Here is a 21426-nt window from a genome sequence, read left to right as displayed (position 1 = left end):
TCCCTGATCCCCAAAAAAACGCGAACCTACTATTTAGTAGGTTCGCGCAGTTGTTAAGTGAATTTGATGTGTTGCAGTGGTTTGATGGCTTGTGTAGACTGTGTTTCACCGTAAAATAGGATACTCGGTTCTACAACGATGGTTTCACCCGTTGCTGCAGACCACTTGTTTGTTGACGCAACTAGGAGCACATCTTGGTTCAAATAAGCTTCTGACAGTTTTCTCGTGTTTGAATGAACGAACGTTACAGTTTCTTGATGTTCATCTGATCCAATCGTAACAAAAGGTGTATCTCTCAATACGAATTCCTCTGCTCCTGCATAGTATTTATGAAAAATTCCTTGTGTTGGAAGTTTAACGAAACTGGATGTTAATGTCTCACCGGTCTTGAAGAAAGCCTCCAAATCCAGCAACTCTTCAGTAAACGTCCTTCCCGAATTCTGCTGAATCTCTGCGTATACAGCCAGTACCGGCACTTCTGGAAGTGTTAACGCATATTGACGAAGAACAATCCCCTTCATCTTTTCATGCTCCTTGAATTCTGTTGTCAAACAAATCCCTGCCCACTGATGGCCATGTTGATCCAACTTTGTTACAGATCCTATTGCGGTCTTCTCTTTCAACATTGAATAGGAACTAACGGCTTGGAAAGAGTATCTGATACCTCCCCCCCATGGGTTCCACCACGCCCTTGGACCCGGGATTGGATATTGATGATCCAAGGTTTCATTACCATCAATCGATAATGAATAGATACCAGGATAATATTCAGATGACGCTTTAAACGAAATGACGCCATTATCTACAGACCAGACATCCTCGTTCCCCTCAACCTTTACCTCCCTCTTACCCTTAACGAGTTGCAGAGATTCTACTTTTCCGAAATGACTTTGGGAATGGAATTCCCCAGCTACCCATTTCACTCCTGGTGATGCATGTTCAATCCCAAGATTCAAACGTGTTACTGACTCTGCTTTACTCACTTCTTTCACAAATGTTTCATTTTCTGATTGAATGGTAAATTCACCATGAATATAAGGGGTCAGCATGGAACTGAAAAAATAATCTACCCTTTCACCAACAGACGAAATAACCTCCCCACCGGCTTTTTCTAGAGTATACAAAGGTAGCTCTTTCGTTGCTTCTTCATATCCACCCACCAATTCCCGCCACTTAGACCAGTGGTTAGACGTGTTGATTCCGACCTGGATCGGACCTAAACACATTTCCTCCCGGGGTTGAATCCGGTCGATTTCATATTCCAGAGCCATTCGCCAATCATCTTTTCTTCCAAGGGCTGCTTTCGGCCAAGCAAGCCCGATTGTATCTCCCAAGGAAGAACTTGTGAAAATCCATCGTTCAGTCAAATCCTTGTCTCGAATGTATTCCATAAATGGAACAAGTGACTCATTCCCGACTAAGACTCCATTCCTTTGTGGGATAGCCATTCCTTCAAAGCTTATAAAAACAGGCTGAATGAGGGAAAGATGCTTCCTTTCTTCTCCTCCGGTATTCACCACTTCATGCTTGATTTCCACTAAGCCATCACCGTAAATAGTAAAATACGTATTCAGAAGCATAGACGAAAAGGCATCGGATTCTAAAGTCGTTTTGATCACAAATGCTTCAGGAAGCTCAATATACTCCACAGAGGATGCTTCTTTCTTGGAAAATTCTTCACTGTATGGTTTTCCAAATTTAGGTGTGAAGAACGTTATCGGATCTTGGGTTGAACTCATAGACCCAATTTTAACGATATGGTTCCGTTTTTCAATCTCAACATAATGTGGGCCATTGAACCCTGACCAATGCTCGTCTGTTTCTCCACCAAATTTCGCCCCAAAACCTGGTAGAGCCAATGACAGCCGAGTGGCAAAAGCAGTCACTTCCCCGTTTTTCTGTTCAACCTCTACATTTATTTCTTCTGACAAAAAGCCATTCTTCAAAAGCTGGACCGGAATTGGTATCGAAACTCTCTTATTCCCTTCGATTTTTGCCATCACTTTTGATGTTTCCCAATCCAATACCTTATTTACAGGCAGTTTGATCGTCCAGGTAGTTTCTTCTTTTAATTGGCTTTCTAAGTCGAGATAGAGCATTCCTTTTCCATGGGGTTTCCAATTCTTCTTTACCGTTCTTAACTGAAGCTTCCCCGCTTGTTTAGGAAATATCCCTAGGGTAAGAGGGACTGATTGACCGTCAAATTCAACTGTCACCCCAACAGTCGGGTGCTTCTTCCAAGGACTTGGTTGCCTGGTTGGCATAGTGAGCATTATAGGGAATTGCCCCAACCAATTCTTTTTCACTAAAACGCTCTTATGGAATTCATGCTGTACATGTGAAGATGATACTCCTCTTAGGGAGATTTCAACTGGGTTCTCTTTGCGATTTTCTATATGATACGTCACATAGTGTTCTTTTTTCTCGAGCATCTTGAAGTCAGGAAGCTTCATTTCTAATAATAAATCCTGCGTTTCGATTAAACGAATGCCTCGCCCGGTTCGTTCAAATTGAATACGGACGAACTCATCACCCGCTTCCCATCTGTATTCATAATACGTATGGTCTTTATCTTTCAGGCCGTCTGGTTTGATTTCAATCAGGCGCTGACTGGTTGTATACCAATCATGCTTCTCAAAAAACGACTTCAGCCAGTCAATTTGGAGCACCATCGGGATAAAATTCATTAGATGAACAGTGTCATCGCGATCTTCCCAGAAGAATCCGCATTTTTTATATAGGGGTACGGCTTTTGTATTACCCGCCCACGTAAATAGATCAAGTCTTGGCCATTTTAATTCAACAGTTTTTTCTACTGCTTTCAATACGAGTTGTTTACCGATCTTCAAGCCTTGATAATTGGGGTGCACGTTCAGAAGAGGGATGTAAAGGGCACCTTCATCCTCTCGATATTCAGATAATCCGCAGTAACCGGCCACCTCATCTCCCACCATCGCTATAAATAAATGGAGATTCGTGGAGTTAGCTTCTTTGTCTTTCACGTCTTGTTCCGTTGTGACAACGGAATCCCCACCCCAGTTTTCACGGCTTTCATTCCACATTTTTGCGATCCCTTTTGCTAAACCTTCATGATATTCTACGATTTTCACTTGCTCAAGCGTCGTCTTCATAATGTCCTCCTACGCTAGGTTTTAATATATTTAACCTCATCCTCAGTGATTTTTTGCATTGCATCGACGATTTTAATCATCGTCATCGCCCCCTTTCATTTAGATGGAAAGATTTTCTTCCTCATCCACAGTTTAAGATTTTATGCTGAGTAAGTAAAGAATATTCTAACTAAAAGAAAAATTTCATTTCTTATGTAATTGTAAGTTAAATGGAAAATGCAGAATGCAGAATAATTTCAGCTAGACTAGACAACCTATAAGATAAAAAGAAGGTTATTGTATTGAAAATGAAACTGTATGTGTCAATCGTGCTTTGCATGAATTTTATTGCCAACACGGCAATACTTGACGTGAAACCCGTACACGCTCAACAAGAGATTCCCTCCTATGCTAAATGGGGAAGTCTGGCAGTGAAAAAGACGAAAGAGAAATATCCTGATGCTGCGATCGTCGACTATCTTCATATTGGGAAGGAAAACGGATCAAAGGTATCAACCGAGAAGTTTAAGCTATGGTTAAAACGTGGCGGTAAAGAATTTGGTGTGTTTGTGGACATTCAGTTTGAAACGGATACCGAGAAACTGATTGATATCAAGTTTAGGGAAACTGATCGATAAATAATAGGTTCTGAACATTAAAAGAGATCAAAGGATTCAATCCTTTGATCTCTTTTAAGTTTACAGCTTCACTCTCTGCAATCTCAGGGCATTCAATACAACCGACACTGAACTAAATGCCATTGCAGCTCCGGCAAGCCATGGTGCTAAGAATCCCATTGCGGCAATGGGGATGCCCAGTGAGTTATAAGCCAAGGCCCAGAACAAGTTTTGTTTAATATTACGAATGGTTTTCTTACTCATGAAGATAGCATCGGCAATACTGTGCAAGTCGCCACGGATAAGTGTAATATCGGCAGCTTCCATGGCAACGTCTGTACCTGTACCGATCGCCATTCCGATATCCGCCATGGCAAGTGCAGGAGCATCATTAATTCCATCCCCGACCATCGCGACTTTCTTTCCTTCCTTCTGCAGTTTTTGAACTTCCCTTGCTTTTCCTTCAGGTAATACTTCCGCAATTACATGGTGAATTCCAGCTTCCTTTGCAATTGCTTCAGCGGTTCGCTGATTGTCACCAGTAATCATTATGACTTCTAACTCCATATCCTTTAACCGTTGAATGGCTAGTTTCGAAGTATCTTTTATAGTGTCCGCTACCGCGACAAGGCCCGCATAGTTCCCATTAATAGCAACGAGCATAACCGTCTTCCCTTCTGTTTCAAGAGCTTGTTTTGTTTCTAATACGTAATCGGTGTGAACACCCGCTTGTTCCATCAATTTTGTGGTACCGATGACCACCTCTGTACCTTCTACTTTAGCTTTTACACCATAGCCTGGTATGGCATCAAAATCTTCACTACCTAATAAAGTAATCCCTTTTTCTTTAATGCCTTTAACAATTGAAACAGCAAGTGGATGCTCAGAAGACCGTTCCACCGCTCCAACCAAAGCTAGAAAATCCTCTTCATTAAAACCAGTCTCCACTTTTACATCTGTTAAAACCGGTTCACCATTTGTAACAGTACCCGTTTTGTCGAGTATAACGGTTGTAATTCCATGAGTGGATTCCAAATGTTCTCCGCCTTTAAAGAGAATCCCGAATTCAGCTGAACGCCCGGAACCTGCCATTATCGAAGTCGGGGTCGCTAATCCAAGGGCACATGGACAGGCAATCACAAGTACGGCAATAAGTTTTTCAAGTGCTTCTGCAAAATTACCTGGTTCAACCCAAATGTACCAGACAAGAAATGTAAGGACTGCAATCCCTACAACAATAGGGACAAATATTCCCGATATTGTATCCGCTAACCGTTGAATAGGAGCCTTGGAACCTTGAGCATCCTCCACCACTTTGATAATTTGTGCCAGAGCTGTATCTCTACCTACCTTTGTAGCTTTCATTTTAAGGAATCCGTTTTTATTCATTGTGGCACCGATTAATGTATCACCTATAGATTTATCCACCGGAACGCTTTCTCCTGTAATCATCGATTCATCAAGTGCTGAACGACCTTCGATGACTTCTCCATCTACAGGAACTTTTTCACCTGGTTTGATGAATACAATATCTCCAACTACAACGTCTTCTAAAGGAATTTCGACTTCATTCCCGCCTCTTTCCACCGTTGCTGTTTTCGCTTGAAGGCCCATAAGCTTCTTTATGGCTTCAGAAGAACGACCTTTCGCCTTGGCTTCAAACAATTTTCCGAGAATAATGAGTGTGATTAAAATGGCACTTGTTTCAAAATATAACTCAACCATATGCATTCCGGATCCAATGGACTGATAAGCAAGGAACACACTGTAAAAGTAAGCAGCAGATGTACCAAGTGCAACCAATACATCCATATTGGCACTATTGTTCTTTAATGCTTTATAAGCCCCTGTATAAAACTGTTTCCCGATAATAAATTGTACAGGTGTTGCTAAAGCCATTTGCATCCAAGGGTTCATTAAGATATCCGGTAATGGGATGAAAGATGTAAATTCAAAATGACTGACCATTGACCATAATAGGGGCAAAGATAACAATAGTGACCATATGAACTTACGTTTTTGCTTCTGAATCTCTTGAAGTTTATGATCGGTTTGTTCTTCTTGATTTTCATCATTTTTCACTGTTGCACCGTAGCCAATTGAATCAACCTTTTTAATGATTTGATCTGTAGTGATAGTCCCGGGGGCATACTCAATGGTTGCTTTTTCTAAGGCTAAATTAACCGTTGCATGTTGTATTCCTTCTTGTTTATTCAATACTTTCTCGATTCTTGCAGAACAAGCAGCGCAGGTCATCCCGGTAATATCAAACTCGGTTTTTTCAAGTTGTATGTCATAACCTAAATCCCGAATTCTTTTTTGAAGGTCACTTGGTTTCACTTCTTCTGGATTGTATTTTACCGCTGCTCTCTCCATCGCGAAGTTAACCGATGCGTTTTCTACACCGTCCATTTTATTTAATCCTTTTTCGATTCGATTCGCACAAGCAGCGCAAGTCATTCCTGTTATATCTATACTGGTTTCTTTATGCTGAGCCATTTATCAACCCTCCATACCTATACGGGGTATGCTTTTCTGTAAAAGAAAACCGTGCTGAGAAAGCACAGTATTTTTACACTACATCATATCCCTGATCATCGATTGTTTCTTTAATTTCATTAAGTTTTACTTGTGAATCATCGAATTCAACTTCTACTTTCTTTTCTTCCAAACTTACTTGCACCGATTTCACACCGTCTAATTTAGCAACACTTCCTTCAATTGCTTTAACGCAATGTCCGCAAGACATACCTTCCACTGTTAACGTTTCTTTTTGCATCTGTAACCTCTCCTTTATTTTTTCATAAGTTTTTGGATTGTAATCATAAATTCATCTAATACTTCTGTGTCACCTTCTTGAATTCGGTCGAGAACACATGTCTTTATATGACCTTCTAATAGGATTTTGGCTACGCTGTTAAGGGCAGATTGAGTGGCGGAGATTTGCGTAATAACGTCATCACAATACGTATCGCGCTCAATCAAGCCTTTAATTCCTCTTATTTGACCTTCAATACGATTTAATCGCGTCACAAGGTTTTTCTTAACATTATCAGAGTGATGACTCTTCCGAAATCCTTCGTATGAGCATGTAGCATGCTCCATCACACGCTCTTCTTCTTGAATCACGGATGGGTTAATTTCAGAATCTTTTTCATTCTTTTCAGCGGTCATCTTCCCACCTCCTTACCCACAATATACTATACCCCATTATGGTATGTAAAGGAATATGATTTGATACTTTATTATTGATTTATTCTAGAGGCAACACCCTATCGGAATCCTTCATAACACTGAAAATTCTTCTACACCATGACGTATATATGCTCATAACTATAGAAAACCTCCCGATGTTGAATGCGCTTTAGCTTATAGGTTAAAGTTGGAGAATTCCAGTCTGAAGAGAGAGAGCCAAGAATTTTCACCAAATAAAAAAGCGCGTATCCTCAATGGAATCGACGCCTTTCGTATCTAAATATTATAAATGTTTGTTGATCTCATCTGTTGGGGTGTAGGTATTTATTTCCGTAGAAGCTGTTGCGACACCAATAATGGTGCCCTCTTCGTTTAATAAGGGGTGGGCATACACCTGATAGGATACTGTTCCTGTAGTTAACGAAATCGAGATTACTCGATTGATGGGAGAGTTCTTGTCCAGAACCTCCTGTTTCAACCTCATTAATGACCGATTTCCTTCATTATCATTTAGCTCAACGTCTGTTTTTCCTATATGTTCATCTGGAATTAAATCAGGAGTATTGAAGATCCAGGTATAGCGTAATTGAGTATCACAATGAGCGAGCACGACAGGGGCATTCTTTAAGGCAATCGAGAACGGATTTTCCTCAAGATTAAAGCTGGATGCGTGAAAGTCCAACACTTCTCCCAGTTTGACGGTGACCTCACTGCTCGGTTTACGGATCCCGTTCTCGATTTGAGCATAGTAGGATCTTTCAATAAAAGCTTTCGAAGCCACTTCCTGTTGGGTCATCTTCTTCCTTTTTCTTAACTTAATAAGCCAAGTTCTTTTATTCAATCCTCAATACCCCTTTCTGAACCTTAATGGCAGAAAAGCAATGGTTAAACTCTATAAGAGGGTGGCTAAACAGAAACATTCCCAAATGGTTTTATTCGATATAATAGAATGGTAGGAAAGTAATAAAATGACCTACGCTTTTATCTTCATCATGTTGTGAATCTTCTTATTCGTAAAGTGACCTCTTCATAAGAAATCTATACGTCCTCATTTAGTATCATTGCCTATGTACTCCTTATTAAAAAGCATAACATAATATCCAGCGTTTCCTCTATCATTTTCCAAATATATTTACATAATCGTGAAACTCGCAGGTTTGATCATTAGTAGGAGGTTATTATATGTCGATGAACGCAATTCATGACGAAAACAAGTATCTTGAAATCATTAACAACATAGTGGATGAAAAGGCGAAGTTGATTCAAGAAAGAACGAACGAAGACACTTCTTACCCGAATATTGTAAATGTATCTTTGCGGAAATGGAGAGGAGAAATGATTGAGCTCTTGGCCCAGTCTCTGCGTTCTCATGATACTCAAAGATCAATTGAGAGCTGGGCATGTTCATCTGGTACATTATTTAAGCAGTTAGATCTATCCCTTGAGGTAGCGATAGAAGATCTTCACCATTTTCGGGATGAGATCGGGAAAATGATTAAAACAGACGCCATTAAGAGCGAGCTGTCAATTGAATCCTTTTATGAACTTCTTTCTGTTTTTCATTCTGGTGTAGATCGAGCCATATACCGCCTTACGACTGCCTATTCTCACCCCCTTTCTGAAACAATTAGTTCCGAGCTATCGATCCCGATTGTGAAGATGACTGATACGATTGCCATTTTGCCGCTTATAGGAGATATCAACTCAGACCGTGCTAAGGATTTAATGGAAAGATCTCTTTCACAAGGATCGGCATTGGGGCTGAGCTATCTAATTATTGATTTATCAGGGGTATCGGTTGTGGATACAATGGTTGCAGACCAACTCTTCAAAGTGGTAGCGGCACTCAAATTAGCAGGAATTCAAGCCATCTTAACAGGCATCAGACCTGAAATTGCTCAAACAATGGTCAACCTGGGTATCGTCATTAAGCATATTCCGACGTTCGCCAGTCTTCATACGGCGCTTATACATTTACAAAAGACAAAAAGCATCCTTTGGATTTAGGATGCTTTTATTATGGATAATGTTTTTTTCGAGATGGAACGAGATGACATTTAATAACAAAAAGGATAACGTATTTGGCCTGACATTGCTTTTTTTACAAATCAGGTTTAGTTAAATAATCATATAGAAGCTTCCCGATTTCCGCAATTGTGTCCCGAGCAGATTCGTTTTCTCCAAGTTCGTCAATTAATACAGCTATGTAGGCAGTTTTTTCTTCACACCGAACAATGGCACAATCATGTTCAACACCAGGTAACTCACCTGTTTTGTTTGCTATATAGACTTTATCCTTATCCATTTTCGCAGGGAGCTTGGTATCAAGTTGCTGCTGATGCAATATATATAGCATTTTTTCCCTGCTTTGCTCACTGAATATTTGCCCCTGATCCAGTATACGTAAGCAAGTGATGATATCAGAAGCAGAGGTGACGTTGTCATAGCCTTGTTTCATTGCTTGAAAATCCATCAGTTTCCGACTAAGCTTAGTGTGTTTTAATGCTATAGAATTACAAAGGCTATTTATTGCATCTGACCCAAGACGGTCGATAATGAGATTCGTCGCGGTGTTATCCGACACAATGATCATGAGCGTGAGGAGATCTTCTACCGTCAATGAAATATTTTCGGAGAGTGTTTTCAACACTCCTGCCCCTCCCACTCTCTCCTCTTTAGGGACCATTACCGTATCATTTAAATCGATTTTACCTTGCTCTGCCTGCCGAAAGCCTTCAAGTAAAATCGGAACCTTGATTAAGCTTGCAGCAGAATAAGGAGTTTCATTATTGATTTGGATGGAGTATGATGGCAGGTCAATGACTACGCTGACCCTGCCCCTGCCTATTTTTTTATCTATAGCGCACAGAATTCTTTCCTCTAATAATTTCTCATTCATCCACTATTCATCCTTTACTTTGTGACCGCTACTTCGTCATGATCCTTGGTGATTTCATTGTCATACAGATGACAAGCTACATAGTGCTTTTCTTCTACTTCCTTCCATTGAGGTTTATAGCTGGCGCACGCTTCCATGGCTACAGGACAACGGGTCCTGAATACACAGCCACTTGGTGGATTGATCGGACTGGGGATCTCCCCTTGAATGATCATTCGTTCACGCTCGTCCTCTACATCGGGATCAGGAATGGGGATAGCTGAAAGTAAGGCTTGGGTATAAGGGTGAAGAGGCTTTTTATAAAGCTCTTTACTCTCTGTTAATTCAACCATATGTCCCAGATACATCACTCCGATACGGTTACTAATATGCTTTACCATGGAAAGATCATGAGCAATGAATAAAAATGTCAGACCCTTTTCTTTTTGAAGTTTTTTCAATAGATTTACGATCTGAGCTTGTACGGAAACATCCAGTGCAGAAATCGGTTCATCGGCGATTATGAAGTCTGGATTAAGGGCCAGTGCCCGAGCTATGCCAATACGCTGGCGCTGTCCGCCACTGAATTCATGTGGATAGCGATTAGCATGATCCCTATTCAGTCCGACATCTTCCAGCAACTGATAAATACGTTCCATCTGTTCTTTTTTATCCCGGTATAAATTGTGTGCCTCCATCGGTTCTGCAATAATTTCACGCACCGTTGAACGGGGGTTAAGAGAAGCGTATGGATCCTGAAAAATCATCTGCATGTTTCGATAAAAGGATAGCTTTTCCTTTTCAGAGAGTGTATGAACGTTCTTCCCGTCATACAGGACTTCTCCTTCTGTCCTGTCATACAATCCGATGATTGTACGGCCTGTAGTCGACTTCCCACAACCAGATTCCCCTACTAATCCGAATGTCTCACCTTTATAAATATCAAATGAAATACGGTCTACTGCCTTTAAGGTTTTACCTTTTTCAAGCTGAAAGTATTTTTTCAATTCCTTTACTTCTAATAGTTTGTGATTCGTCATGATGATTCCTCCGTTTCCCCCCAGTAGCGTCTTGCAATACATAATTCTTTCTCGTAGTAGGTTCCTTTCAGTGAGAGAATTTCAATGGTTTTCCCAGTATTGGGAGAGTGGATCATTTGTCCGTCACCATGATAGATCCCAACGTGATGAATGCTTCCCATACCTTCTTCATATGCAAAAAATAAGAGATCACCAGGCTCTAATCGATCCAGTTTTACTTCTTTTCCCTCTTTTGCCTGGTCATTTGCATCACGGGGAATCAGATAACCATTTGCCTTGCACATGGTATAGCTGAACCCTGAGCAATCAAACCCATAGCTCGTCATCCCTCCCCATAAATAAGGAAGATGAAGAAAGGCTTCTCCTGAAGTGACGATGTCTTGGCCGCTCCCCTTTTGATCGTTTAGCTTCGTGGATGAGATGAATACATCTTTCTGCTTTACGAAGCGTGTGCCTATCGGAGTGGCCACTTCAATAACGTGATCATGCTCTTTCACAACGGGTAAAACCGTTTGAAAACTGAGTTCCATCTCGATCTCGTTCTTTCCATTGATTAAATCCGTAAATTTGCTTTTGACGATGGCATATGTATCCGTTTGAGGCAGCTCTCCTTGTGAAAGTTGAACACTTGGAACCCAACCGGGGTATCCTCGACTGTCTTTTGATGAGGCTTGGTCTGGAATGATCACATGGGACCAACCGTTACTCTCTTCCATCACCAATACTTCTTGGCCGAATAATGCTTGAGATTGTATACGGTTTTCATCGCACAGAGCCAACCGGGTTTCATGTGTTAAGGAATCTAACCATTCGTTGATTTGAACAGGATTGGAAATGGCTGGTGAATCCAAATCACGGGCTGAATCCTTAGATGTCCATACGGTTGATACGGGTACTGCTATTAGTGCTTTTGTCGTCATATTAATTCCCCCTGGTATTCATTTAAACTAGTACTCTCTCTATCCCTAATCCGGGTTGGGTGGGCAACGTGATCATCCGACCGTTATATTCAATGCCACCCGTGACAATATCTTTTGCCAACATAAGAGGGGCGTCGAAATCAAATCGGGTCACGTTTTTCTTGCTTGCTGCAAAATGAGCTGCGGCCGTAATCCCGAGGCGCGTTTCAATCATGCTCCCTACCATACATTCGACACCACAAACCTCCGCGAGATCGTTAATTTTCTGAGCGTAATAAATGCCCCCGGCTTTCATGAGTTTGATATTGATCAGGTCTGCACTGCGGGTTTTTAACACCTCAAATGCTTGATATGGAGTAAAAACACTCTCATCTGCCATAATCAGTGTATCCACTCCATCAGTGACTCTCTTCAGCCCTTCAATGTCATGAGCAGGTACAGGCTGTTCGACTAATTCAATATTGAGATCTAGGTCTTCCATTTTACGAATCGCTTTGACAGCAGCTTTCGATTCCCATCCTTGATTAGCATCCAGTCGAATTTTGATATCGTACCCGATTCGTTGACGGATTTCATGAATTCTTTTAATATCTGTCTCTATATCATCTTTTCCCACTTTTACCTTCAGTACGTTAAATCCTTGCTTCACATATGCTTCAGCATCCTCACCCATTTCCTTTGGGCTATTAACGCTCACAGTATAATCGGTCTCCAGCTCTTGACGGTACCCGCCAAGAAATTGATAGAGTGGAAGATTGCAGTACTGTGAAAGGCAATCATATAAGGCCATATCCACAGCAGCCTTTGCGCTTGAATTCCGGACAAGTAATGAATGTAATTGTTGAAAAAGCTGTTCATAATTTAAGAGACTCTTACCTATGATGGCCGGCTTGATCACTTGTTGTATGGCCCATTCAATGCTTGATAAGCTGTCCCCTGTAATCACGACTGTCGGGGGTGCTTCTCCCCATCCAACTGTCCCGTCGTCACACGTTATTTTCACGACGATGGCTTCTGCCACTTCAACGGTTCGTAAAGCAGTTTTAAAAGGGGTATGTAAAGGGACGGCCGTTCTGAATGTTTCCACTCGATTTATCTTCATTTATTCTCATCCTCCCTTATTCCCGTTTCGACTATGAATGTTTGGTCATACGTGTTCATTCTTCCTACGCTCCCAATAGGGATGGCTATACTTGGAGAGGAATGTCCGATCTTAAATCCTTTTAGTACGGGCTTACCTGCATCTGAAATATGTTCTTTGAGCACCTCATCGAGAGTCAGGGATTGTTCGCGTTTTTCCGGCACACAGTTTTTGAAATCCCCGATGATGATACCAGATGCATCATGGAATTTCCCCGCCATCTTTAGCTGATTCATCATCCTGTCCACTTTATAAGGTTCTTCATCAATATCCTCGATAAATAGAATCTTACCTTTTGTATCCACTTCAAAAGGAGTTCCTAATGTGCTTACTAATAAGGTAAGGTTCCCACCGATTACAGGACCGCTTGCTATGCCTTCTACAACTGTTTCTAAAGGGGATAGCTTGTTTGTATACTCGATGTCTTTCGCATGAAACAACTGTTCAAAAGACTTCTTCGTTAAGTTATGAACATCCGAAAGGCCAATATCAGAACTTAACATGGGCCCATGAAATGTCACGATTCCAGTTTGTTGATGAATAGCTGTATGTAAAAAAGTGATATCACTATATCCCCAAAAGATCTTGGGGTTTTTCCCTATCAAGTTGTAATCCAATCGGGATGCGATCCGTCCTGTACCGAAACCGCCACATGCACAAATGACAGCTTTAACGTCACTGTCTTTGAACATCATATGTATATCTTCTAACCGCTCTTGATCATAACCTGCCAGGTACCCATATTTCTTATGGACAGATTTCCCCAGTTTTATTTTCAAACCTAATTCTTCAAGAAATGATAAGGCTTTTTTTAATGGTTCAGGTTTCGGAGGGCTTGCAGGAGCAATGACTCCTATTGTATCTCCTACTTTGAGTTTTGAAGCTTTTATCACCATACATTACCCCTTTCGTAGAAAAAGAGGGAGCAAACGCAAGGCTTCAAATAGCCTTGCGTCTTCTCCACTCACTAGTAGTTCAAGCACTTATTTCTTGTCTGCCCATTTTAATTCCATGTATCCAACTGGATGACGAACGATACCGGATACATCTTCATTTTGTAAGTACACGTGGTTGTAGAAGTGAATTGGAATGATCGGCATTTCATCCATTAGGATTTTCTCTGCTTCATACATTAATTCGAAGCGCTTCGCTTCATCCGCTTCATTCATGGCTTCTTTTATTAAGCTGTCAAACTTTTCGTTACTCCAGCCTGTTCGGTTCATAGAGTGGCCAGTTTGGAAGTTCTCCAGGAAGTTGATCGGGTCTGCGTAATCTGCCAGGAATGAGCTTCGTGATAATTGGAACTTCAATGCTTTTTGCTCATCCTGGAATACGTTCCATTCCATATTGGCTAATTTCACGTCAACCTCCAAGTTTTCCTTGAACATTTGTTGAAGGGCTTCAGCGATTTTCTGATGTGTATCACTAGTGCTGTACGTTAAGGTTACTTCAGGAAGCTTATCGTATCCTTCTTCTTCCATTCCTTTTTTCAGAAGGGCTTTCGCTTCTTCGATATCTGTTTTCACTAAATCTCCATTTGCTTCCCGGAAGTCTTTTCCAGAAGGATCTTTGAACCCTTTTGATACGAAGCCGTAAGCTGCTTTTTCCTTATTCTTTGTTACAAAGTCGACCATCTGCTGTTGATCTACCGCCATGGCAAATGCTTTACGGATATTTTGATTTTGGAAAGGTTCTTTTTCTAAATTGAAACGGTAGAAGTAGGTTCCTGCTTGATCCTCTACATTCACTTTCCCTTCTTCGAATAACTGTTTACTTAAATCAGCCGGTACGTCTGCAGTATCCAGCTCACCCGTTTTGAATAATTGATAATCAGTGTTTGTATCGTTCACCATTGCCCAGTGTACTTTATCCAATTTCACTGAATCTTTATCCCAATATTGATCGTTCTTCTCCATAACAAAGTGGCTGTCATGCTCCCATTCAGTTAATTTAAAAGGGCCATTTGCAACGAATGTATCAGCTTCTGCAAACCACTCAGGATTTTCAGTAGCAACCTTCTCATTGATTGGGAAGAACGCTGGATTCGCAATGACGCTTAAGAAATACGCTTGTGGACTAGTTAGAGTGACCTCAAATGTTTTCTCGTCCTTCGCTGCTACCTTCACTTCATCTGCTGAACCTGTACCTGTATTGAAGGCTTCTCCACCTTCAATGAAATAACCCAAGAAGGCAGCCGGTGATCCCGTTTCCGGATTCAACAGACGTTTCCAAGCAAAAACGAAGTCTCCAGCTGTTACATCATCCCCGTTTGACCATTTAGCATTATCACGAATGTGGAATGTATATACCTTTCCGTCTTCAGACACGTCCCATTTTTCTGCCATTGCCGCTTCGGGTTCATGATTAGCGTTTAAGCGCGTCATCCCTTCCATCAAGTTGTTTAATGCTGTCCATGAATAGGAATCAAACCCTATTGGCGGATCAAAGGATGTTGGTTCAGCACCATTGTTAAGGTTCAGCACCTTTCCTGCCTTTTCTTTCTTGCTGTCTCCATTGCTTGACTCACTGCCTGCATCCTTCGTTGCTGTACAAGCTGCCAATACAAACAAGAGCATTCCCACTAAAAAAATTGATAATAACTTTTTCATGATCTTCCCCCTCTTATTTTATTTATCTATCAAACAATTAGCCTAGCTGATGGTTAAGCTAATCGATGAAAGCATCGCTTTTTTGGCTCGTTTATCCTGAAGCCAGCAGTCGACATGGTGACTGTTTGATAGCTGCGTTTTCATGGGATACACACGGTCGCACACTTCCATCGCTTTTTCACACCTTGGAACGAAAGGACATCCAGTTGGCGGTGAAAATAAATCAGGAGGTGAACCGGGTATCGGAATCAGATCTTCCCCATCAAGGTCAAGCCTTGGAACTGATTTCAGCAACCCTTGTGTATACGGATGCTGAGGGTGATAGAAAATCTCTCTTCTGCTTCCTTCCTCAACAATTTTCCCGGCATACATAACGGCGATCCGATCAGCAACTTGAGCTACTACACCCAAGTCATGGGTAATCAAAATAATCGAGACTCCTGTTTTCTGCTGGATTTCTTTGAATAATTCCAAAATCTGCGCCTGAATGGTAACATCGAGAGCGGTGGTTGGCTCATCGGCTATTAACACGTCTGGTTCGCATACGAGTGACATGGCAATAACGATTCGCTGCCTCATCCCACCACTAAATTGATGGGGATATTGCTTTAATCGTTCTTCCGGGTTTGGAATACTAACTAGTGTCAGCATCTCAATCGCTCTTTGTTTGGCCTGTTTCTTGGAAACATCGTTATGCTGCAGGATTCCTTCTATAATTTGCTCCCCGATTGTAAGGGTCGGGTTCAGAGCCGTCATGGGGTCCTGGAAGATCATGGAAATGTCAGCGCCCCGTATTTTTCTCATTTGTGGCTCAGTCAGGTTCAAAAGGTCTGTTCCTTTGAATAGAATCTTTCCGTTCGTCACCTTTCCTGGAGGGTTAGGAATCAATCGCATAATGCTTTGAGACGTTACACTCTTTCCGCATCCGGATTCGCCGACAATGGCAAGCGTTTCCCCCTTATGTAAATCAAAGCTCACTCCCCGAACCGCTTTGACTTCTCCCCCATATGTCGAGAAATGTACATGGAGATCTTGTACGGATAATACTTGATTCATGATGATTACCTCCTTAGCTTCGGATCAAGCGCATCTTGTAGACCGTCACCTAAAACGTTGAATGAAAACATAGTTAGTGAAATAAATAAAGCCGGGAAGAATAAACGCCACCAATAGCCTGATAGAATCGTAGATAAACCGTCATTAGCCATGACTCCCCAACTGGCATACGGAGCTTGAATTCCCAATCCCAGGAAGCTTAGGAATGCTTCCGCAAAAATAGCACTCGGTACAGTCAGTGTCATCTGAACGATAATAGGTCCCATCGTATTAGGCAGTAGATTCTTACGAATGATCCGTGCCGTCTTTGTTCCAAACGTTTTAGAAGCAAGAATAAATTCATAGTTTTTGATTTGGAGCACCTGGCCCCTTACAATCCGGGCCATACCAATCCAGCCCGTTACGGTTAATGCAACGATAATAGTGAGCAGGCCAGGCCCCATCACAACCATTAATAAAATCACAACTAAAAGGTAAGGTAATCCATATAGAATTTCTACAATACGCATCATAACGTTATCGGTTTTACCACCCTTGTAACCTGCTATGCCCCCATATACAATCCCGATAACAAAATCAATGAGTGCTGCCATAAAGCCTACAAACAACGATATGCGTGCACCGTACCACGTACGGGTAAATACATCTCTTCCCATATCGTCAGTACCAAACCAGTGATCACCGGAAGGCGGCAGGTTTTGGTTCGAAAGTGTTTGCTTCGTTACGTCATGGGGTGAAATAATGGGGCCAATGACGGCCATCACAATTAATCCTATTAAAAAAACAAAGCCAAGCATTGCCAGCTTATTTTTCACAAGACGCTTCCACGCATCCTGCCAATAGGAAAGACTAGGTCTGACCACCGCTTCCGCATCATCTTTATTTCTCTTCTTCGGTGTAAACCACTCATCCAGCACGTCTGGAGTCACGTTTGGCTCTTGGTGATTTGGAACTCCCATTATTTCGCCTCCTTCTTATGTAACTTAATACGGGGATCAAGGAACCCATAAGCTAAATCTACTAAAAACAGCATGAGTATGAGAAATGCACTATAAAATACAGTGGTCCCCATAATGACAGGATAATCACGCTGATTAATGCTCTCCACGAAATACTTTCCCATTCCCGGAATCGCAAATATTTGTTCAATCACGAATGTACCAGTTAATATTCCTGCTGCCAGAGTACCCAGTACGGTTACAACCGGCAGTAAGGCATTTCTCAATGCATGCTTAAACACAATCTTGATTGGTGACAACCCTTTGGCACGGGCTGTTCGAATATAATCCTGGGTTAACACTTCCAGCATGCTTGAACGAGTCAGACGGGCAATGATCGCCATTGGCCCTGTTGCTAATGCCAAGGTCGGAAGAACCATGTGATGCCAGCTCGTCCACGTTGCTACTGGAAGTATTCCCCAGTTTACAGCCACTTGTTGAATAAGCAACGTGGCCATCACAAAGTTTGGAATGGAAATCCCAAGTACGGCAAACGTCATAGCCATATAATCGATCATTCCGTTATGTCTAAGGGCAGCCAATATCCCCAGAATGACCCCGGAAACCACAGCGATTATGAGAGTAATCATCCCTAATTCAAAGGAAATCGGAAATCCCCTGCCCAACAAATCATTCACGGTTTGAGATGGCTGTGTAATAGATGGACCAAAGTCTAAAGAAACAAGAGACTTTAAATAGAGAAGATATTGGACCATTAACGGTTCATTCAAATGATAATGAGCTTCTAAATTCTGCTGGACTATCTCACTTGTATTTCGCTCTTCATTAAACGGTGACCCTGGTATGGCATGCATTAAGAAAAATGTTAATGTCACAATCAGCCATAACGTAATTACCATGGCCAGTAGCCTTTTTAACAAATATGTACCCATTGATCTCACACTTTCTAACAGAATGTTGTTCGCATCGCCAGTTCAGTCATTACAAGCATGGCTCTATAGGCTTCCAGAATATCTTTCGCCTCAAATCGTACAGTCGTTGTGCCTGCTTCTAGTTCTGTCCCTGGCATGAGGCTTGCCCACTCCGCTTGTCCATAGTTCGCAAATTCAATGCGCAAAGTTGGATGTTCAGGAGGAGTGAGAGGTTTTACATTTTTTTTATTATGTATAGCTTCTTCGGTTTTCTTTTTTAATAGTCGAGACGATTTCATGGGAGTAAGGCTTTTCGCCACAGAACGGGAAATCGTTTCCTTTACAACGGCGGTCGTAACATTAGGTATCAATGCTTCTGCCTCAAGTGCTGCCTGATCATCTCCGGCAACCATTAACACCGGGACCCCATGAAACCCTGCAACATAGGCATTAAAGCCCAGTTCTCCCACAGCAATATCATTAATATACATATTGCGAACTCCAAAGATCATCGAATGAGACATCACCCCTTTCATGGACGCCCGCGCATGATAACCCACAAAAAAAGCCCCATCATACGTAGAATCCAGTCCTTGAACCATTGAATATGGTTTCACACCGCCGGATATCAACTTTGTTTCAGGGTGCAGCTTTTCAATTAACAGATTGTTCATTTGTGAATGGCTATCATTAACCAGTACTTCGGCGCAGCCTGCCTCAAAGGCAGCAGATACTACCGTATTCGCCTCATCCGTCATAATGATTCTCCCGCGCTCATAATTATGCTTGCTTGAATCTACATGAGTATGATCAACTAAGCCTGTAATCCCTTCCATATCCACCGATATATATAAATTCATATAGTGTCCCCCCTTTCCTAGGAAATATTTATTAAATTTTCTTAATATTATAATTATTAATTCGGCTAATTACAACAATTTTTTGAATAAAAAGGAATTTATTCCTATTTTAATAAAAATAAGGGAGATAGGACTATGTTTATTTTCGCTCAAAAGAATTTTCCACCATTTCCAATCAAGAAATAGTTATTTAGAATCATCAAATCTTATCAGAAACCAAAAATGCGATGGATTTTATAATCGAAATCACACCGCACTCTTTAGTTTATGTACATGTCATAAATCATTGGGTTTGAGAGTAAGGAGAAGGATAAATGACCCATGATCATTATATAAATATATTTCCAATGGCTTAGTCGATTTTAGGAAAATGAAAGTCTCGTTATGATTTTTTGTATGTTTGGTATGTTCTTTTGTAGATACATTGTTTTCCTCTGATTGATGATAGCGAGGTTCTAATTACGGTTCGCTGATGAAATGAAATTCCGCTGATATATTTACTATTTCGATAATAAACGAATTATCTCTCCTCTCAAATTCACCATGTTCATCCCTCTTTAACCTTTCATAAGAAAAAGACCTGGAGGAATCATTTCTCCAGGTCTTTATCACTGTTAATGTATATTAGCTTATTTTATTCAAAAGTTTTTCTGAGTGCTGAGAGCCCATCTCTGCCACTAAATCCAGTAATTCTGCTTTCGTTGTCTCATCTAGGCCTTTATAAATAAGGAAAGCTTGCGTTGCATCAGAAGTAATTAACTTTCTGTATAACTTTGAGATTCTTTTACTCCTGTGGGTGTCCATTAGATCCTCCTCTATAAATCCTTTCTGTTATTATAATAAATATAGGCTAGTTTTTTCAATATATTCTTCAAAAATTAATTATGTAACAAAAATGATTCAATTATTTTACAGGGTTACTAATGGTAAACCTTGGAGGAGAAAATAATTTTCTTAGACCTTTACACGTATGTGATTATCTATAAGATAAATCAGGTGATAACTTTCCAAACTCAAGTGCTTCGAGAATGATCTCCTCAGAGAAACCTGTATACTGAGAAAGTATTTGGATCGTAATTTTCTGAGATTTACGAGAAGCTTGCTTTTTTGCCATATGTGTCTGATACAAAACAATGGAATATTTGTCATGTATATTGAGCAACGATCGTCACAGCTCCTATTATTCTCTCCTCACAAGGTTGCGGGTAAAGGCTACTTACTATTTACCCAAAGATCTTTTTTAAAAACGTATCCTGAGAAGTAATCATTTGCGGATTGCTCCGTTGGCTTATTCCCGGATTGAAATGCTCATGGGAGATTTATACGTTTTTAAGTGAGGTATCTGCTGTTTGTCCTAATATAGGATTATCGGCGAATTCATACTGTTTATACTCCCCATTATTAGATGAGAGCTTCAGAATATTGCGATCCTCTGGAACTCCTTTAAAATAAGCCCCAATACACCCAGTCGTACAACGATGACCAGAGATCAAGATATTCTTCTCACTTTCTCCATGATTCACCTGTAGTTCAGACATAAATGAAAATACTCTCTGCATGTATTGATCCGTTTGTTCAACACCATTATAGATTCGAGGATCAGGGAGAACCCCAGCCATTTTCACTTCACCTTTTTGCAGTCCATCCGCTTCTCCCAGATCATACACATCCAATCTTAAATCAACCGTAGCTTTCATCCCGGTGGTAATTTCAGCGGTTTGGATGGCTCTTTCTTGAGGTGAAGAAAAGACGTAATCGAAAGTAATTTGAGATAGTATATGCTTTAGGTTTTCAGCTTGTCTTATACCTTCTTCATTTAAGGGCAGACCGTTTCTTCCTTGTAGTCTGCCCTCATTGTTTAGATTGGTTTGGCCGTGTCTGATAACATAGATCATATGTCGGTTCCTTTCTAGAGTGGAGTATTTAATGGGTAATATTGTATTATTATCTATATCAAATAAAAATTATTTAGCTTTCCCCCTCTTTTGTCTCTCTATTTGAAGCACAAGAAAAGCTACTCCGACGATTCCAACAATCCCGAACCCTCCCGCAATAAACCCTTGAAAAGAATTTGTGAAGATTGTGAATCCCATGATAAAACTTAAACATACAAAGAGGAGAAGTAACCAA

The 21426-nt window shown here is 41.0% G+C and carries 18 protein-coding genes; 2 read left to right on the top strand and 16 right to left on the bottom strand.

What is annotated here, in order from left to right; all coding sequences use genetic code 11:
• Positions 1–53: 53 nt before the first annotated feature.
• The gene (locus AAEM60_RS11605; RefSeq protein WP_341356384.1) at positions 54–3131 is read right to left on the bottom strand and encodes a GNAT family N-acetyltransferase; all 3078 of its coding nucleotides are present in this window, start codon (positions 3129–3131) and stop codon (positions 54–56) included.
• A gap of 317 nt (positions 3132–3448) precedes the next feature.
• On the opposite strand from AAEM60_RS11605, the gene AAEM60_RS11600 reads away from it, so the two are divergent.
• Positions 3449–3748: a DUF3889 domain-containing protein gene (locus tag AAEM60_RS11600; RefSeq protein WP_299739536.1), complete on the top strand. Its 300-nt coding sequence runs from the start codon at positions 3449–3451 to the stop codon at positions 3746–3748.
• Positions 3749–3808: 60 nt separating this feature from the next.
• Here the strand turns inward: AAEM60_RS11600 and AAEM60_RS11595 are convergent, their stop codons facing one another.
• The 4 genes from AAEM60_RS11595 to AAEM60_RS11580 all read right to left on the bottom strand — a co-directional run bounded on the left by AAEM60_RS11595 (position 3809) and on the right by AAEM60_RS11580 (position 7763).
• Positions 3809–6226 carry a heavy metal translocating P-type ATPase gene (locus AAEM60_RS11595; protein ID WP_341356383.1) on the bottom strand — a complete coding sequence of 806 codons (2418 nt, stop codon included), beginning with the start codon at positions 6224–6226 and terminating at the stop codon, positions 3809–3811.
• Between the two features lie 73 nt (positions 6227–6299).
• Entirely contained in the window at positions 6300–6506 is a 207-nt protein-coding gene (copZ, locus tag AAEM60_RS11590; RefSeq protein ID WP_299736938.1) for a copper chaperone CopZ, read from the bottom strand.
• Between the two features lie 14 nt (positions 6507–6520).
• On the bottom strand, positions 6521–6832 hold the full coding sequence (locus AAEM60_RS11585; RefSeq protein ID WP_341357992.1) for a metal-sensitive transcriptional regulator: 312 nt from the start codon (positions 6830–6832) through the stop codon (positions 6521–6523).
• Positions 6833–7205: 373 nt separating this feature from the next.
• Positions 7206–7763, bottom strand: a complete 558-nt coding sequence (locus AAEM60_RS11580) for a helix-turn-helix domain-containing protein (RefSeq protein ID WP_341356382.1) — start codon at positions 7761–7763, stop codon at positions 7206–7208.
• A gap of 341 nt (positions 7764–8104) precedes the next feature.
• Between AAEM60_RS11580 and AAEM60_RS11575 the strand changes: the two genes are divergently transcribed.
• Positions 8105–8929, top strand: a complete 825-nt coding sequence (locus AAEM60_RS11575; RefSeq protein WP_341356381.1) for an STAS domain-containing protein — start codon at positions 8105–8107, stop codon at positions 8927–8929.
• 94 nt (positions 8930–9023) lie between these two features.
• Here AAEM60_RS11575 and AAEM60_RS11570 read toward each other — a convergent pair whose 3' ends face one another.
• The 11 genes from AAEM60_RS11570 to AAEM60_RS11520 all read right to left on the bottom strand — a co-directional run bounded on the left by AAEM60_RS11570 (position 9024) and on the right by AAEM60_RS11520 (position 21191).
• On the bottom strand, positions 9024–9821 hold the full coding sequence (locus tag AAEM60_RS11570; protein WP_341356380.1) for a serine hydrolase: 798 nt from the start codon (positions 9819–9821) through the stop codon (positions 9024–9026).
• A 14-nt stretch (positions 9822–9835) separates the two neighbouring features.
• Positions 9836–10840, bottom strand: coding sequence for an oligopeptide/dipeptide ABC transporter ATP-binding protein (locus AAEM60_RS11565; RefSeq protein WP_341356379.1), 1005 nt, complete (start codon positions 10838–10840; stop codon positions 9836–9838).
• Positions 10837–11760: a C40 family peptidase gene (locus tag AAEM60_RS11560; protein WP_341356378.1), complete on the bottom strand. Its 924-nt coding sequence runs from the start codon at positions 11758–11760 to the stop codon at positions 10837–10839. The genes AAEM60_RS11565 and AAEM60_RS11560 overlap by 4 nt, the downstream gene beginning before the upstream one ends.
• A gap of 22 nt (positions 11761–11782) precedes the next feature.
• Entirely contained in the window at positions 11783–12862 is a 1080-nt protein-coding gene (locus AAEM60_RS11555; RefSeq protein WP_341356377.1) for a dipeptide epimerase, read from the bottom strand.
• A complete protein-coding gene (locus AAEM60_RS11550; protein WP_341356376.1) occupies positions 12859–13797 on the bottom strand; it encodes an LD-carboxypeptidase in 939 nt (312 codons plus the stop codon). Before AAEM60_RS11550 ends, AAEM60_RS11555 begins: the two co-directional genes overlap by 4 nt.
• A gap of 87 nt (positions 13798–13884) precedes the next feature.
• Positions 13885–15510 carry a peptide ABC transporter substrate-binding protein gene (locus AAEM60_RS11545; protein WP_341356375.1) on the bottom strand — a complete coding sequence of 542 codons (1626 nt, stop codon included), beginning with the start codon at positions 15508–15510 and terminating at the stop codon, positions 13885–13887.
• A 42-nt stretch (positions 15511–15552) separates the two neighbouring features.
• Positions 15553–16566, bottom strand: a complete 1014-nt coding sequence (locus AAEM60_RS11540; protein WP_341356374.1) for an ABC transporter ATP-binding protein — start codon at positions 16564–16566, stop codon at positions 15553–15555.
• Positions 16567–16571: 5 nt separating this feature from the next.
• Positions 16572–17525 (bottom strand): ABC transporter permease, encoded by a 954-nt coding sequence (locus tag AAEM60_RS11535; RefSeq protein ID WP_299736918.1) that lies wholly within the window; start codon positions 17523–17525, stop codon positions 16572–16574.
• Positions 17525–18457 (bottom strand): ABC transporter permease, encoded by a 933-nt coding sequence (locus tag AAEM60_RS11530; RefSeq protein WP_341357957.1) that lies wholly within the window; start codon positions 18455–18457, stop codon positions 17525–17527. Before AAEM60_RS11530 ends, AAEM60_RS11535 begins: the two co-directional genes overlap by 1 nt.
• A gap of 14 nt (positions 18458–18471) precedes the next feature.
• Positions 18472–19296: a M55 family metallopeptidase gene (locus tag AAEM60_RS11525; RefSeq protein ID WP_341357956.1), complete on the bottom strand. Its 825-nt coding sequence runs from the start codon at positions 19294–19296 to the stop codon at positions 18472–18474.
• A gap of 1319 nt (positions 19297–20615) precedes the next feature.
• On the bottom strand, positions 20616–21191 hold the full coding sequence (locus AAEM60_RS11520) for a histidine phosphatase family protein (RefSeq protein WP_341357955.1): 576 nt from the start codon (positions 21189–21191) through the stop codon (positions 20616–20618).
• Between the last annotated feature and the right edge of the window lie 235 nt (positions 21192–21426).

The organism is Rossellomorea sp. y25 (assembly GCF_038049935.1).
Lineage (GTDB): Bacteria > Bacillota > Bacilli > Bacillales > Bacillaceae_B > Rossellomorea.
Note: the sequence above shows the minus strand (reverse complement) of the source record. Positions and strands in the feature narration are given on the sequence as shown.